Below are 15,188 nucleotides of genomic sequence, written 5' to 3' on the forward strand. Positions count from 1 at the left end.
TGGCGAGGTTGCCGTACAGGTTAGCTCCCTGCTTGAGCAGCGCCTGAGGGTTCTGAAAATTTTGTAGTAACATCTGCGCGCGTGAGTATTGCGTGCCGTCGGTGAGTAGCATGTTTACCTTACCATCGGCCCCCATACTGTAGGAGCTGATGCTCGCTCCACCGGTCAGGGTAAGCGACGAGACAGTGCCCGTGTCCTTGTAAAGTTTGAACCCGCTTCCCGCCGTGGTGATGTCCACCGTGTTGGTGCCCGCCGTGGCGTCGGCGGAGGTGGTGTGGAAATAAATATCATTGGTGGATATCCGGGCGTAGTACGCCTTGCCGTCGGTTAACCCGCCGGGCATGGTGCCGCCGGTTACATAAAATGTATCGCCCGTAGACATCCCGTGGCCGGTGGCGAGAGTCATTTTATCGCTGGCGTAGGTGACACTGCTCACGGTGACCTCCGTTGGGCTGGCGACGGTGTGATTCACTTTATTTGCACCGGAGGCCGCATCGGCAGCGGTGTTGTGCAAACTGAAGGTGTCATCGGTGACCTTTGCCACAAAATAAACGGTGGACGTGGTAGCCGTTCCGCCGGCCACACTGGGCACGGTGCTGCTGAATTTCACCTGGTTGCCCGTGGTGTATGCATGGGCGGTTTTTGTGAAAATATTGGTGGAGGTATCCAGAGACACGCTGGAGCGATCCTCGGTGTATTTACCCACATCGAGCTTGATATCGCCAATCTCCGCCTGCTCAGCCGTAGTATTCGCGGGAGCCTGTTTATTGAGGCCCTGCACGCGGTAACCATCGTTGGTCACCAGCATACCATTCTTGTCCTCACGGAAATCTCCCGCGCGGGTGACGAACAACTCGTTGGTGGTGGCATCTTTCACCATGAAAAAGCCTTCACCAGTGATGGCCATATCCGTGCGCACGCCGGTTTGCTTGATGGCGCCTTGAGTAAACTGGTTTTTGATGGCCGACACGGTGACACCATTACCCACCTGCATGCCGGCTTGGCCACTGGTGGTTTCACCGTCTGGCGTGGGGGCCCGCATGGTTTGCGCGAGGGTGTCTGAGAAATCGACGCGGGCGCCCTTAAAGCCAACGGTGTTGATGTTGGCCAGGTTATTACCAATGGCATCGAGACTGGTTTGAAACTGCTTGATGCCGAGTACGCCGGTATTGAGTGATCGAATCATGACTTATTCCGTGGTTGTTTGTTGATTAGCTGCTGGCGTCTCCCCGCTCACGGAGGTGACTTGGTCCAGAGTGTAGGTTTTATCGCCTACAATAATCCTCGCTTCGCCATCCTTGACGTTGAGGTCGGTCACGATTCCTTTCGTAAATTCCATATCTCCAAGGTTCAGTCGCACCTCCTTGCCCAGCAGATTGGTGGCCTGCAGGAAGTCGTTGCCTTGGCGCAGTTTGGTGATGTCGGCACTCATTGTCTTGGTTTGCTCCAAGCTGCTGAACTGTGCCATTTGCGCGATAAACTCAGTATCGCTCACCGGCTGCATCGGGTCCTGATTGCGCATCTGGGTGACGAGCAATTTCAAAAATTCATTCTGACCCAGCATCTTCACCGGCACGCGCTCATTCGCCTCGGGCGCTTCGGCTTGAAGGCCGGTTATCTGTGTTGCGTTAACAATCATGGTTCGTTCCTCTTTGTTTCGTTAAACTAATTAGGCCCAACTTTCCCAGTTGACATTTTGGGCACGCGCGGTGGCGCGGCGGGGCGCAGATTGTTCTTCTTCATCACGGTTATTTTCCAGCTCACCCCAGTTGAGTGGCTCCTCATCATCCTCTCCGGCCGACGCGTGGCGGCGGCTTTCGGAAGGGTTAAAATCGTCTAAATCATCGGAAAAACGGGGCAATTCGGCCTCTTCACGAGCCAAATCTCGCAAGGTTACGCCGCGTTCTGCGAGCGATTGCTGCAGCTCATTCCATTGGCCGGCAAGCTGTTGGCCCTCGCCCTGCCCCAACCGCGCCTGGATTTCCAAGCCGCCTTGGTTGTAGCGAATGGTCAACTCCATTTGCTGATTCTCCGTCTGCAGTTTCACCGTCATCTGATCAGCGCCCTTGGCGCGAAACGTGGTGACGGCATTCCAAATTTTTTCAAGCGTGGCCGAAATCTGTCCGGGCACTGGCGTAAACGCCTGAGTCGCCGCCGTGCCGGTGGCGGCGGGAGTGGCGACCGCTTGCACGGGCGCGGTCAGTTCGCGGGCTTGTTCGCGCGGCAAATCCTGTTGTTGGCTGGACGCACCGCCGCCGAGCTCGGCACTGGTCGCCGGGCGCAGCTCTTCCCATCTCGCTACGGATCCTTCCGGCGCGAGGGGGGTTGTTTTTGCCATCATAGCCATCTTCGGGTTGTTCTGAGCAAATTGCGTGCCGTTCACAATTTCCCAATCGCCTTCAGGTAAATTTCCGGTTTTATCAGTCGATTGCGCGGGTTTTACCGCCGCGCCTTTGGCCATCGTAGCCGTGGGTAAATTTTGCCGGTCGGCTTCTAATTCCGCTTTGGCAGTGGCTTGTTTCACATCTTCCGATTTTAACTGCGCGCGCGCGGCCTGTTGCTTTTTCAATCGACCCGTTTGTTTGGCAGCCGATTGCTTGCGCGCCTGCATCGCCTTCAGTTCTTCTTTGGCTCCATCGGATTGGGTCTCAATGTTCACCTTGGCCTTGGGATCAACTTTGGGTGTTAACAATTTGGATTCACTCAAAAGTTTTTGGGCACCCTCTTCAGCCGGCGCATTTGTTGCGACTTGTTTTCCCTCCGATGGGTTTACCTTGGCCTTACTTGCTAGGTCCGCCTGCAATGGGGATGCATGGCCCAACCCGGCAAATTCATTGGCACGTTTTTTTTGCCGTGCGGCTTCTTCTTTGACTTGGAGTTCGACTTTGTCCTCGGCAGCTTTTTCCTGTTCAGCAACCTCGGCTTCTCCCGCAGCTTCACGAAACACCTTGTCAAAGCCTTGATCTTCCGAGGCCGGCTTGGCCGGGGTCATGAGGTCAAAAGCGTCCGTACCGGTTGTGTCGGTGGATTGTGTGGGTAAGGAAGTCATTATGGAGTGGGGGTTGGTGCCAAGCCGGATTCCGGCATAGTGCGGCGCCAGTCTTTGATGATTGTGTTGTAGAGCTTCACGTCCTCGGCATCACCGGAGGAAACCAGCGTATTCACGATGGTCGCCTGATTGGTCGGAGCCATGAACTGAAATATCTTGGGGTTCAATGCAGGATCATTATCCTGCGTTGCTCGGATAAGGTTTCTGAGGTTCGCCTCACGCGCCGCCGCATCCCCTTGATTCATGATATCTTCATAAATACCTGCCAAACGCATCAGCTTATTCGTTTCGTTCTGGCGAATTTGAATCACTTTGCCCTCAAATAATTTATCCAAATGTGCGCGGATCGTGGTGATGTTGTTGGTGTGAAAATGCATTTCCTTGAGTTGTTCATTGATGTGACTGTTCAACTCTTCCAATTCCCTCTCACGTTGTTTTAGATAATTCTCGCGTGCCTGAAGCCGCTGAATCAGGTCGCTCAATCCGGGATCCGTGATTTCCAAATCACCCGCGGCGGTACTCCGATTGATATCCCCGAATCGCCGGTCAATTGTGCGTTTATTGGCCTCTTCGTTTACATCATGTTTAAGGGATTCAGCGGTCTCTGCCGTGTCCACCATGCTCCGGGGCTTTTCGGCTTCCTTCTTTTCCTCAATCTTTTTTTCCTCTGCCGCCTGCTCGGCGACCCCGGATTTCTCAAGTGCCTCCTGCAACAGCACGTCTTTCGATACCAACGTCAGCCCCACCAGCGTGGCGATAAATAAGATTCCTCCCAGCAAGGCGACGAACCATCTTGATTTCAAAATCTTTTTCATAATCATCCTCCGTTAAATTTTTGCGGCCGCTCCTCTGGCTTCGCGCAGCAACACCATTTCGTCGATGGCGTTTTGCTCCGTGCGACGGGCTTCGTGCTGGTGCAGTGTTTGTTTTTTGTCGCGCATTTTTTCGAGTGCCTCGCGGCGTTGACGGGCTTCCAACAGCGATTGCCATTTTTCATCCATCACACTTTGCAAGCGAAGCAATTCCGGTTCCAACTCAGCCAACTGCGCGCGCAATGATCGCAGAGAGCCCTGCAATTGAGCCAAATCGCCGCTCTGCGCCTGGCCGTCGAAGGCGCTGCGGCAAGCCGTTAAATTCGCATCCACCGCTTCATCCAACGCGCGCCAGTGCAGTTGCAGCGTTTCCACTGCGCCGCGCGCCTGGGCGTACACGTCGCTGGCGGCTTGTTCCTCATTGGAACGAACTTCCAGCACGGTCTTGAGTGAAAAGTTAAACGGTTTCATTTCAGGCCATCATTGGCGGTTGGCCGCCGGGTTGTTGTTGCGGTTGAAATGGTTGCGGCGCAAATTGATCTCCGGGCTGCCCGACCCCTTGTACGGCTTGGGCGGCTTGGGCTTGGCCTAAGGTTTGGATGAGTTGTTCCCAGCTTTCATCCCGGCCATTGCCGACGGTGGTTTCCTGCCGCAAAAAATCGCGCATTGGTTCGTGCAAACTGATGGCTTCGTCGATTTTTGGATTGCTGCCGGCTTGATACGCACCGATGGAAATCAAATCCTGACTCTTGCGATACACCGCCATGCTTTCGCGCGCGTGGCCCATATGGGCGCGTTGCTCGGGCGTGAGCAAATCATGCGCCAACCGGCTCACACTTTCCAAAACATCAATAGCCGGATAATGATTTTGCGAAGCCAATTCGCGCGAGAGCACCAGGTGCCCATCGAGAATGGACCGCGCGGCGTCGGCCACCGGATCGTTCATATCATCGCCTTCCACGAGCACATTAAACAATCCGGTGATGGAGCCGTGCTCGTTGTTGCCCGCGCGTTCGAGCAATTGCGGCAGCAACGAAAAGACTGAAGGCGTGTAGCCGCGCGAACTGGGCGGCTCGCCAATCGCAAGGCCGATCTCGCGCTGGGCCATTGCGAAGCGCGTGATGGAATCCATCATCAACAACACATTTTTGCCCTGACTACGGAAATGTTCAGCAATCGTCATTGCCAAAAAAGTTCCCTTCACACGGGCCAGCGCCGGCTCATTGGAGGTAGCCACGACGACCACGGATTTTGCGCGGCCTTCTTCATCGAGATCGCGTTCCAAAAATTCGCGCACTTCACGGCCTCTCTCCCCGATGAGCGCGATGACGTTTACATCCGCTTCTGATTTACTGGCCATCATTCCCATCAAAGTGGATTTACCCACGCCGCTGCCGGCAAAGATGCCCAGGCGTTGACCGCGGCCGAGCGGCGTAAAGGTATCGATCGCTTTGATGCCGGTTTCAAACGTTTGATCAATGCGGCCGCGTTTCAGGGGGTGCGGCGTTTCGAGGTTTAGCTCGGCGAGCGGCAATTGAGGGATGGCGCCCAAATCGTCGAGCGGTTGGCCCATTCCATCAATCACGCGGCCCAACAATTCTTCGCCCACGGGCACGCGCAGGGAATGGCCGGTGGCCACCACTTCGCTGCCGGGACAGATGCCCTGCACTTCGCCGAGCGGCATGAGCAGCAGATTGCGATCACGGAAGCCCACTACTTCGGCCAACAGTTTTTGGCCGGTGATGCGTGACTCGATGCGGCAAATTTCGCCGACCGACGCCAGCGGGCCTTGCGATTCGATGACCAATCCGATCATCTGCGTCACGCGCCCGCGGTTCTCGACGAGGCGGGTATTGGACAGGCGCGAGCGCAACTGCCGCACCCCTTGGCTCATGCGGGAACTGGTTTTTTGTTCGTCGGCAATCATATTAATTTAGGCACTCACCGCTTCGCGCAACAGGGATTCGCGGGTTTCGCGACGGCCATCGATGACGCCGCAGCGGGTTTCCACGAGGCAACCGCCACGGGAAACTTCCGTGCCTTCCAAGTACCGCACGCGGCGTTGGTGGGGCGAGTCCTGCAACAGCTCGCTTTGGTGAGCCTTCAATAATTTCAAATCTTCGGGATGCAAATGGACCGACACCTCGGCATCCTGCTCGCAGTGCTCGAGCGTTTCGCGGATGGCCGCTTCGATGACGCCGGTGCTAATGGGCAAGCCATGCACGAGGCGGATGGCCGCTTCGGTGGAAAATTCAATCAACTCCGCTTCGAGTTCGTTGAGGCGCGCAGTGAGTTGCGACTGCACAGTTTCCTCGATGATCGTCAATTGCTGGTTGGCGCCTTCGGCCTTGGCCGCTTTCAGTTCCGCACGTAATGCGGCGAGTTGCGGTTCGTACTCGGCGGCAGCCTCGTCGCGGCCGCGTTGATGTCCGGCGGTTTCCTGCTCGGTCAGTTGCTCCTCATGCGTGGGACCGGCGGATTCCTCGGGCAACAGCGCCTCGGCGGGGCCAATGGCCAGCCGAATGCCGCGCAGCGGGGCTTCGGTGAAAATGTTGTCGATGGCTTGGACCATAAAATATTTGTTTGCTTATTCGCCTTCGAGTGAGATTTCGCCTTCGGTTTCGAGTTGGCGCACCACATCGATGATTGAGTTTTGGTTGGCTTCCACTTCGCGCAGAGAGACTTTGCCCATGTTGTCGATTTCCTCGCGCACATTTTCGGCGGCACGTTTGGAGAGGGAACCGAGCATGGCATCCTTGAGCGTGTCGGTGGCGGCACTGAGGGCGACGGCCAGTTTGCTGGCATCCACTTCGCGCATAATTTTTTGAATGGTCTTCACATCGAGCGTTTGCAAATCGTCGAAGGTGAACATCTTCATGCGAATGGAGCGCACTAAATCCGGCGCGCGTTCGTCCATGTTGTCGAGCAGCTTCTTACGCTCGTCCTTGTTCATGGCGTTGAGCACGGCAGCGGCGGATTTCTCGCCACCCGTTTGGTTCAGCGCACGGCTGACGCGTTCGCCCACCTTGGCAGAAAGCACTTCACCAAGAGTTTCCACCACCTCAATGGGGGTGGACTCAAGGGTGGCGAGTTTTTCGACCACCATTTCGCGCACACGATCGGGCATGCTCATGAGCACCTCGGATCCTTTTTGCGCGGGCAAATAGCTGACCACCAACGCGATGGTTTGGGGGTCTTCTTCTTTGAGTAAATTACAAATCGATGTGGAATCCAGATCGATGATTTGCTGCATCGTCGCCACACTCGTGCGGGCGGTGCCCACGCGGCCGATAATTTCCGCCGCCTTAAAAAGACCCACGGATTTTTCCAGCACGGCCCGGGTGAAATCCACCGAACCACTGATGCCCGACTGCGCTTCCACGGCCATACCGGTGAATTCCTGCAGCACGGCGCCCTGTTCGATGCTATCGAGCAGGGGCAAGTTGGCCATCTCGGCACACACCAGTTCGCGTTCGTTATCATCAAAATTCTTGATGATATCTGCCGCCGCATCCTCGCCCATGACAATCAGGAAGGTCGCCAGCTTCTGCGATTGGGTCAATTGCAGTCCCTTGGAAGCTTTTTTCTTTTTTTTGTGTGCTTCAGCCATGGTTCAACTTGGTTTTAAGTTTGTTTCAGTTCAGCTTGCGGCTCCATCACCGCCATCTTCAGCCTTATCTTCACCGGAGCCACCGAGCCAGCGGCGGGCGGCCACGGCCATGGATTCGGGGTTCTCTTTAATCATATCGCGGAGCACCTCGATGTTCACGCGCTCAGGCTGTTTCTTGCCGAGACCAAAGTCCATAATCAGCTTTTGTTTTTCCTGCTCGATGACTTCGACATCATCTTCATCCTCTTCTTCTGCCATGGCTTCGAGCATCTTGCGGCGCTCTTTCTCTTCCTTGCGGCGTTCCATAAGCTGCTGGATTTCGGCGGTCGAAAGTTTGGATGGATCTTTCAAAGCTTCTTCAATATCTTCCGATGATTTGGCCGAAGCCTCCATTTGTGCCTCGGCATCCATGCCGCCAGTGAGCGCTCCGGCCGCCGGGGCTGCTATCGCCGCACCTCCAGCCATTGCACCAGCGGGCGCGGCCACCATCGCGGTACCGGCGAGCAATTGACCCACGGGCACGCCGGTGGGGATCGCCTCTTCGGCGCTGCGTTTCACGAGCTTCACAAATGCCATTAACGCACCCGCACCCAGTAACACGTAAAGGATGTTACGAACCAAGTCACTGATCATCGCCTTTGTGGCGGCGGATTCAAGTTCCTCTTTTGCCGCGGTGAGATGGGCATCGTTAAAGACAACTTCCTCTACCGAAATTTTATCACGCCGCACAGAGCTATCGTCCGGATCAAGATGCAGGCCGATGGCGTTTTTGACCACATTAGTGAGTTGCATCATTGCGGCAGCATCACGGGCAGTCGCACCTTGAGCCACTAACACGGTGGTGGTAATGCGCTCGGGCTTGCCGACGGCTTTCACCACATTGGTGGTGTTTTGGCTGTTGTTAAACGAAATCGTTTTCTCTTCCTTGTTTTGTGTGTTGTTGGCCAAGGCACCTCCGGTGTTGTTGGTGCTGGTATTGGTGTTGGCGGTGGCCCCGGCCACGCCGCCGGGGCGCGGAGTGGTGTTGCCGGTGGTGTCGAGGGTGGACTGAAATTGATTGGTCACCACGCCCTCAGGATCAAACTTGATGGCGGTGTGAGTGATTTGGTCATGATTGAGTTCCGCGCTAACGGTGACGATGACCTGTCCCGGACCCAGCGCCGGCTCCAGTGTGGAGCGCACTTGGGCGGCCAAATATGTTTCAAAATTTCGGCGCGCCGTGAGTCGGTTGTTGGCCATCGCGAAGGAACCGTTCCCTTCGCCTTCAGTGGTGAGTTTGTTGCCGTAATTATCAGTCACCACTACGTTATTGGGCTGCAAGCCTTCAATGCCCCCAGCCACCAAATGGCGAATGGAATGCACCGCCTCGGGCCGGATCGCCCCGGCGCTATTCAAATTTAACAGTACGGCCGCCGTGGCTTTTTTGCTGTCATCCACAATCAACCGCGTCTTGGGTAGCACGACGTGTACGCGGGCGCTGCTGACTCCTTGAATCATCGAGATGCTCCGGGCCAACTCCCCCTGCAACGCGCGCACTTTATTATTCTGCTGCACAAAATCCGACATGCTCACCGTATTTTTATTGTCGAATAATTCCCAACCCACATCGCCCGCTTTCGGCAGGCCACGGCTGGCGAGAGTCATCCGTAGGCTATACACTTTATCGCGCGGCACCTTAATGCTGGTGCCACCGGCTCCCGCTTCGTAAGGAATATTTTGCTCCTCCAGCACCGTGATGATTTCACCGGCGGACTTGGAATCCATATTGCCGTACAGCAATGCAAAATCCGTTTTACTCGTGAAGAACACCACCACCGAAAGCGCGCCGGCGACGAGCAGGCCGGAGGCGACCACAGTTACTTTTTGGTTCACGCCAAGCTGCTGCCAGATGGTCAGGAGCTGCATCGCCATTGCTTTTATTTTATCCATTGTTCAGTGGGTTGGGGTTTTCAAAATTGGGGACACTAAATCTGCATGCGCATGAGTTCCTGATAACCTTCGAGGAGTTTGTTACGCACTTCCACCATCAGCTGGAACGCCACGCCGGCTTCCTGCATGGTGATCATCACCTGATGCAGCGGGATGTCTTTGCCCGCAAGCAAATCATTAACTGCCTGGGTGGAATCGAGCTGCTTGGCGTTGACCTCATTAACAAATTTATCCAGCACGCCACCAAAGCCAACCTGCTCCGGGGCACGTGCCGCTTCTGCTCCCTCCGGCGCCACGGGCGCACCGGCCTTGCTGGCATCAGTGATCTCGCGGCTGCGATCCATAATCGCGCGTTGCTGGCGGTAGATGTCCGCCAGCCCCTGCGCTGCAACTGGATTTACGGGTAACATATTTGTGTGTCGTTCAATTAATTCTTACCGATCGCCAATGTTTGCATAGCCATTTGGCGAGCGGTGCGGATGATGGAAAGGTTCGCCTCCATAGCGCGGGAAGAGGCGATCAAGTCCGCCATCTCTTCGTGTACATTTACGTTCGGGTATTTCACCATGCCTTCAGCGTCCGCATCGGGATGACCGGGCTGATGCATGAATTTGAACGGTCGGTTGTCCGTTTCGATTCCCGCCACGCGTATTTCGGCTTTGGCATTTAGGGGATCAAACTGATTGGCCATAATCGTCTCGAAACGGACGACTTGCCGTTGGTACGGGCCGCCTTTTTCGGTGCTCGTCGTGTTGGCGTTGGCAATGTTTTGGGAAATGACTTCCATGCGCACCTTCTCCGCTTGCAAAGCGGAGGCCGCGCTGCCGGCTCCGGGTAAAATGTTAATGTTCATAATAAGGGTCGTGAAAATTGTTATCGCGTTTTAATCGCCGAACGTAGTTTGGAAAACGTTCCGGAAATCATTTGGGTCTGCATGTGGTGGGCCACCATGTTTTTCTGTAACAGCATTAGCTCCTTCTCAAGCTGCACTGAGTTGCCATCGCGATTCTGCGCCGTGGCGGAAGTATCCACCGTGATCTTCGCCTGCACCCCGCGCACGGCATCGGCCGAGCCGGTGCCAATGGCGCGCGACAACTCGGAGGCAAACGTGGACTGCACGTCCATCCGCTTGTAATGCGGAGTCTCGACATTCGCCAAATTGCTGGCGATGGCCTCCTGCCGCAGCGTGGAAGCATCGAGCATCTTCTTCACGCCTTGGTAATTGGCACCGCTAAAAAGCGCATCAATCATGCCCCGCGTGCAGCAAGCCCCGTGCCATTATAGGGGCTTAAAAACGAATTTTCATAAACTGGCGTTTTTTGCGTATTTTCCGCGTTTTACGGCGAAAATATCTCACAGTAAAATCCAGCATCCTTGGCATTTTTTACCATTTATTCCAATTTTTGTGTTTTTACGATTTTTTGCCAAAAAATCCGTTTTTAGCCCGGGATCGGGTTTTCAAAAAGTTGGCCCAGGATTTGCTGCTCCCTGCCGGATAATCATGCTTGTCCTTGCGTGAACAAGGCCGGGCAACTAAGAGAATGAAGTTGATCGAATGAATCTGCGAACCATTCAAGTTACCGCTCTGCTGGGCGGCGCGCTGATATTTCAGGGTGCCCTGCCCCCGCGTGCGGGAGGTGCTGCGGGTGGTGCTGAATCCTCTCCGGCGCCGGCGATGCCACCGCGGTTGGTGCCGGAAACTCCCGGACAGGCTGCCGGACGATTGATGGCTGAGCATTGGGTGGTGATTTTGCGGAGTTGGTTTCAGGATAGTGCGCAATTTGTGGGACACCGCCAAGGTTTGGTGATTGCGGCAGATCACTTGGACAAACAATTTCCAGTAGCGCCTTGGACTCACCGGCCATTGTGCGGTCCGATGGCGTTGGCGCATCATTTGGCTCCGCTGTTGCCGGTGGGCGGCGGCCAGCCCCATCCTGAGGAATGGCTGAATCTCTACGCGAACAAAGTTCAAATCGCTCGTTACCAAAAAATTCTGGAAGATATTACCCACGTGTTCCAACGGCGCGGCATGTCACCCCTCGTCGCCCACACTGCGGCCATGCGTCAAATTTACACGCGCTGGGATCTTTATGAGCATCTCATCAAGTTTGGAGCGCCCCCCAAAACACAACAACCGCGCATCTCCAAAAATCCTTACGATCCGCATGCCATTTCCAGTGACGCCACCGACTATTATAACCGCGGGCTGATTTGCCAACGGATCGGCAATTTCAAAGATGCCGCTGCCGAGTACGAACGCGCCACCCGCTCACGTCACGCCATGGCGCAGGCGAGCCTCGCGTATCTTTATGAAACCGGCCAAGGCGTGTCCCGCGACCTGATGAAAGCGCTGGAACTTTACCAGCTCGCCGCTCAACAGGGCCATTCGGTGGCGCAATACAATCTCGGCCGCATTTACCAAAACGGGCTCAAGCACCTCAATCAAGTGGTTTCTCCCAACCCCGCACTGGCCGAGCAGTATCTGCGCCGCGCCGCCGCACAGGGCGTGGTGGCCGCCTATCATCAACTCGGCATCCTCTATTACACCCAAGGTGGCCGCGTGAATATGGCCGCGCTCACACCGGAGCAGCTCAAACTTTGGGATAAGAACAACGACGGCCAAGTCCATCCGTCGGAGAACCGTTTATATCAGGACGCGCACGACCATTTTTTGTTGGCTGCCCGACAGAGTTATGGCCCGTCGCTGCACGCGCTGGGCGTGATGTATCAACAGGGCCACGGGGTGAGTGTTGATCCGGGACGCGCGGCGCATTGGCTGGAACAAGCGGTCAAACACGATCAACCCGATTCCTTTTACAACCTCGCCCAACTACACGAAAACGGTCTCGGCGTGCCTCCCAATTTGCCACGCGCCTTTATACTGTATCGGCAGGCCGCCCGAATGGGGCACGCACCCAGCCAATATAATCTCGGTTTGTTTTATTATCAGGGCCGTCGCGCGGGCGAGCAAGTGACCCTGCAAGTAACGGCAGACTTTGCCGAGGCGCATCCGGCCGCCTTGCTGACGGCCGAGTTGGCAAAAGCCAGTGCGGTGCTGGCCAGCGCGCAGGCGCGGTATTTGCCGGTGCCCGGCAACGCAAAATCTCAACGGCTGGAGTTATTCGTACCCGTCGGTCAGGGCCGCCACGCGGCGGAGGTGCTGGGCAAGTGGTACGATGCCGAGCAACCGGGTGAAATGCCCGAACCAACATACGAAGTGCTGGGCGGCGATGATCCGGTCCGCGCGTATGCGTGGTGGTGGCTGGCCGCGCGCCAACATCAGCAAGCGGCCATCACGGGGCGCGATTCGTTGCAACGGTTGCTCACTCCCGAGCAACTTCGCAACGCCCGCACTCTGGCCGCCCAACTGCAAGCTGAATCGGCCGCGCCTAGGCCCGTTAACCCGATGGTGGACGCACAGGCGAACGCCACCTTCGCCGCCAAAGATTGGTCCACCGGATTTTTCGTTTCTCAAAATGGCTACGTCATCACCGGCAAACACCTCAAACACAGCGGCAACCAATATCAAGTGGTCACCGAAAACGGCGCATTCCCGGCGCATGAAGTCGTATTGAGGGGCGATTTAGATCAGTATCTGCTACTCAAGGTGAATGGGGATTATCAATTTCCCGCACTCTCGCTCAACTTCAGCCACGGCGTGCGACAGCGTGATCCGGTGCAAGTATTGGGCAACCAATTTACCTTCGCCCAACAAGGCACCGGCCCGCGTCCGGCGCTGGCGAAGACCCGCATCTCGGCCATTCTCGGAGCCCAGGCCGATCCGCGATTTTTCACGCTGCACAACCCCGCGTTAGGTGATCGGTTGGTCTTTACATTCGAAACCTACCTCGACCGCCGCGGCACGCCCAATGCCGGCAAACACCCTAACATGCCGCGTGGCGACGACCTGCACCGTCTACAAACAACCAGCCTCAAACGCCTGAAAGCCGCGCTACACGGGGCCCATAACTTACTGGGCAACGCCGACCTGCGCATCGGATATATATTGAAAGAAAAACTATGGTACGATGCCATCAACAAACGTTGGCATCGGTTACCCCAACCCCAGGCAAAAGAATTTGGCGCAGGTGAATGGGTCATCCTCGACGGTCAACGAATCCGCGAAGCCCCCCCCTTGGAACAAGTGGAAGAAGGCCGTGCATTATTGCAGGTTACCGTTGTGCCCGGCATAATAAATCAATCACACGAGACGACACAGACGACACTTCGACTGGCCAAGCTGGTGGAGGAAACGTTGGTAGGGCCGTTTGATGGTTTGAAAAACGACCTCACCTCACTTGAAAAAGCGCTGGGCGATGCCCACTTCAAAATGCTCCGCCGCACTCCGGGCTTTCGCGGAGTCGCCCTGCTCGATAATCAGGGCCAGGCAATTGGCCTGTTTTTCCCGGGATACTCAGGGCGCACCCCGGATGTATTTCAAAATTTCAGCTCCTACCACAAACACGTACTGAAGGCCGACCACTTAATCACCTTCCTCAATCGCCTGCCCGATGTGCGTTATCATACACGGCCACCAACACTGCCCAAACTGGCGGCCAGCGAAAAACTCAACTTTGATTCACAAGCTTACCTGCTCGCCAAAGCACGGTCCGCTATGGTACTCGTACAAGTAGCTGGCGATCAGGCCCCCCCCGCACCTGCGGAGGTGGCCACAAAAGGAGGCACACGCCAATGACTCAACTTGCCACTACTCTTGCAGGAGCGCTCGGCTTTGCCTTGGTGTGCGCGCTTGGATTTTATCAGGATCGCGGCTGGGATCGCACGCTCACCAGCGCCGCCATTGCTGCATTAGCATTTGGATTAGTAGGCCATTGGTGGATGCGCCTGTGGTTTGCCAGCCTCGTCAATGCCCAACAGGAACAAGCTCAGGTGGAAATGGAACGACAACAACAAGCGCAAGCCGAGGCACTGATCGCCGCCCAAGAAGAGGCCACTCCGGAATAACCCACAAAAGGAAAATTTGACCCATGGCCCAAGCCACCACCAGCCCGAAAAAACGACCCCAGCCACAACGCATCGCGGCGGCCCGGGCGTATCAAAAAATGCACCTCACCGAGGTGACCGAGGAGGAATTGCTGCTCAACTACGCGCCGGTGATTAGCCAGATGGTGCATCGCTTTGCGCCGCTAGTGCGGGTGACGGTGGACGTGGATGACTTGAAAAATATCGCCTGCCTCGCGCTCATCCAAAGCGCACACACGTTTGACCCCAGCTTAGGCGTAGTCTTCGAGGCGTATGCGCGGATGCGCATTCGCGGGGCGATCCTCGATGAGATTCGAAAATCCCAACCGCTTTCGCGCTCGGTGTATTCCCGGCGGCGCGAGCTGGAAGGCAGTCTCGAAAGTTTGCGCATAGAGCTCAACCGCCAGCCCACCGAAGAAGAAATCGCCGAACGCATCGGCACCACGGTGGATGGCTACCGCGACTTGCTCGACCAACTGCGGCCGGTGATTTTTGTGCCGCTGCATCAAATGCTCGAAAGCGATGATGAATTCGGCACGGGCGACCAGCATGTGGCTGATCTCACCCAGCCCGATCCATCCGACAATGCCGGCCGGCACGAGCTGCACGCGATGATTCGAGACCGCATTTTGCAGCTCTCTCGCCAGCAACAGAAGGTTTTACTCTTGTTTTATTACGAAGGATTGCGCATGAAAGACATCGCGGAGTTGATGAACATCAGCGAAAGCCGCGTGTGCCAGGTGAACACCGAGGCCGTGTTGTCATTGCGCGCCTATTTGCAACGACAGGAGCGTGTGTAACAAGG

The 15,188-nt window shown here is 56.0% G+C and carries 15 protein-coding genes; 3 read left to right on the forward strand and 12 right to left on the reverse strand.

The genetic code is table 11. From position 1 onward, the window contains the following. The 12 genes from H8E27_01740 to flgB all read right to left on the reverse strand — a co-directional run. Window positions 1-1,186: flagellar hook-basal body complex protein (locus H8E27_01740; protein ID MBC8324335.1), on the reverse strand; the 1,186-nt coding region annotated here is incomplete at its 3' end. A 3-nt stretch (window positions 1,187-1,189) separates the two neighbouring features. Continuing rightward, a complete protein-coding gene (locus H8E27_01745; GenBank protein MBC8324336.1) occupies window positions 1,190-1,639 on the reverse strand; it encodes a flagellar hook assembly protein FlgD in 450 nt (149 codons plus the stop codon). Between the two features lie 30 nt (window positions 1,640-1,669). Further along, window positions 1,670-3,049: a hypothetical protein gene (locus H8E27_01750; GenBank protein MBC8324337.1), complete on the reverse strand. Its 1,380-nt coding sequence runs from the start codon at window positions 3,047-3,049 to the stop codon at window positions 1,670-1,672. Next, window positions 3,049-3,864, reverse strand: coding sequence for a hypothetical protein (locus H8E27_01755; protein ID MBC8324338.1), 816 nt, complete (start codon window positions 3,862-3,864; stop codon window positions 3,049-3,051). Before H8E27_01755 ends, H8E27_01750 begins: the two co-directional genes overlap by 1 nt. Window positions 3,865-3,876: 12 nt before the next feature. Further along, the gene (gene fliJ / locus H8E27_01760) at window positions 3,877-4,332 is read right to left on the reverse strand and encodes a flagellar export protein FliJ (GenBank protein ID MBC8324339.1); all 456 of its coding nucleotides are present in this window, start codon (window positions 4,330-4,332) and stop codon (window positions 3,877-3,879) included. A 1-nt stretch (window position 4,333) separates the two neighbouring features. Beyond that, window positions 4,334-5,755, reverse strand: a complete 1,422-nt coding sequence (locus tag H8E27_01765; protein MBC8324340.1) for a FliI/YscN family ATPase — start codon at window positions 5,753-5,755, stop codon at window positions 4,334-4,336. A gap of 39 nt (window positions 5,756-5,794) precedes the next feature. Beyond that, window positions 5,795-6,433: a hypothetical protein gene (locus H8E27_01770; GenBank protein ID MBC8324341.1), complete on the reverse strand. Its 639-nt coding sequence runs from the start codon at window positions 6,431-6,433 to the stop codon at window positions 5,795-5,797. 15 nt (window positions 6,434-6,448) lie between these two features. After that, window positions 6,449-7,471, reverse strand: a complete 1,023-nt coding sequence (gene fliG, locus H8E27_01775) for a flagellar motor switch protein FliG (GenBank protein MBC8324342.1) — start codon at window positions 7,469-7,471, stop codon at window positions 6,449-6,451. Between the two features lie 30 nt (window positions 7,472-7,501). Further along, window positions 7,502-9,382: a flagellar M-ring protein FliF gene (fliF, locus tag H8E27_01780; GenBank protein ID MBC8324343.1), complete on the reverse strand. Its 1,881-nt coding sequence runs from the start codon at window positions 9,380-9,382 to the stop codon at window positions 7,502-7,504. Window positions 9,383-9,435: 53 nt separating this feature from the next. Next, window positions 9,436-9,810: a flagellar hook-basal body complex protein FliE gene (gene fliE, locus H8E27_01785; protein MBC8324344.1), complete on the reverse strand. Its 375-nt coding sequence runs from the start codon at window positions 9,808-9,810 to the stop codon at window positions 9,436-9,438. Window positions 9,811-9,827: 17 nt separating this feature from the next. Then, window positions 9,828-10,253, reverse strand: coding sequence for a flagellar basal body rod protein FlgC (flgC, locus tag H8E27_01790; GenBank protein MBC8324345.1), 426 nt, complete (start codon window positions 10,251-10,253; stop codon window positions 9,828-9,830). Window positions 10,254-10,273: 20 nt separating this feature from the next. Further along, window positions 10,274-10,651: a flagellar basal body rod protein FlgB gene (flgB, locus tag H8E27_01795; GenBank protein ID MBC8324346.1), complete on the reverse strand. Its 378-nt coding sequence runs from the start codon at window positions 10,649-10,651 to the stop codon at window positions 10,274-10,276. A gap of 304 nt (window positions 10,652-10,955) precedes the next feature. On the opposite strand from flgB, the gene H8E27_01800 reads away from it, so the two are divergent. From H8E27_01800 to H8E27_01810, 3 genes are read left to right on the forward strand one after another with little or no spacing between them, the layout of a single operon-like run. Further along, on the forward strand, window positions 10,956-14,096 hold the full coding sequence (locus H8E27_01800; GenBank protein MBC8324347.1) for an SEL1-like repeat protein: 3,141 nt from the start codon (window positions 10,956-10,958) through the stop codon (window positions 14,094-14,096). After that, window positions 14,093-14,365, forward strand: a complete 273-nt coding sequence (locus H8E27_01805; GenBank protein ID MBC8324348.1) for a hypothetical protein — start codon at window positions 14,093-14,095, stop codon at window positions 14,363-14,365. Before H8E27_01800 ends, H8E27_01805 begins: the two co-directional genes overlap by 4 nt. A 23-nt stretch (window positions 14,366-14,388) precedes the next feature. Continuing rightward, window positions 14,389-15,183 carry a FliA/WhiG family RNA polymerase sigma factor gene (locus H8E27_01810; GenBank protein MBC8324349.1) on the forward strand — a complete coding sequence of 265 codons (795 nt, stop codon included), beginning with the start codon at window positions 14,389-14,391 and terminating at the stop codon, window positions 15,181-15,183. Window positions 15,184-15,188: the final 5 nt, after the last annotated feature.

The sequence above is a fragment of the Limisphaerales bacterium genome, assembly GCA_014382585.1.
Lineage (GTDB): Bacteria > Verrucomicrobiota > Verrucomicrobiia > Limisphaerales > UBA1100 > JACNJL01.

Bases quoted from the DNA above. Each gene is read 5' to 3' on its own strand.
- H8E27_01745 (MBC8324336.1), bottom strand. From the start codon at position 1,639: ATGATTGTTAACGCAACACAGATAACCGGCCTTCAAGCCGAAGCGCCC.
- H8E27_01750 (MBC8324337.1), bottom strand. From the start codon at position 3,049: ATGACTTCCTTACCCACACAATCCACCGACACAACCGGTACGGACGCT.
- H8E27_01755 (MBC8324338.1), bottom strand. From the start codon at position 3,864: ATGAAAAAGATTTTGAAATCAAGATGGTTCGTCGCCTTGCTGGGAGGA.
- fliJ (MBC8324339.1), bottom strand. From the start codon at position 4,332: ATGAAACCGTTTAACTTTTCACTCAAGACCGTGCTGGAAGTTCGTTCC.
- H8E27_01765 (MBC8324340.1), bottom strand. From the start codon at position 5,755: ATGAGCCAAGGGGTGCGGCAGTTGCGCTCGCGCCTGTCCAATACCCGC.
- H8E27_01770 (MBC8324341.1), bottom strand. From the start codon at position 6,433: ATGGTCCAAGCCATCGACAACATTTTCACCGAAGCCCCGCTGCGCGGC.
- fliG (MBC8324342.1), bottom strand. From the start codon at position 7,471: ATGGCTGAAGCACACAAAAAAAAGAAAAAAGCTTCCAAGGGACTGCAA.
- fliF (MBC8324343.1), bottom strand. From the start codon at position 9,382: ATGGCGATGCAGCTCCTGACCATCTGGCAGCAGCTTGGCGTGAACCAA.
- fliE (MBC8324344.1), bottom strand. From the start codon at position 9,810: ATGTTACCCGTAAATCCAGTTGCAGCGCAGGGGCTGGCGGACATCTAC.
- flgC (MBC8324345.1), bottom strand. From the start codon at position 10,253: ATGAACATTAACATTTTACCCGGAGCCGGCAGCGCGGCCTCCGCTTTG.
- flgB (MBC8324346.1), bottom strand. From the start codon at position 10,651: ATGATTGATGCGCTTTTTAGCGGTGCCAATTACCAAGGCGTGAAGAAG.
- H8E27_01800 (MBC8324347.1), top strand. From the start codon at position 10,956: ATGAATCTGCGAACCATTCAAGTTACCGCTCTGCTGGGCGGCGCGCTG.
- H8E27_01805 (MBC8324348.1), top strand. From the start codon at position 14,093: ATGACTCAACTTGCCACTACTCTTGCAGGAGCGCTCGGCTTTGCCTTG.
- H8E27_01810 (MBC8324349.1), top strand. From the start codon at position 14,389: ATGGCCCAAGCCACCACCAGCCCGAAAAAACGACCCCAGCCACAACGC.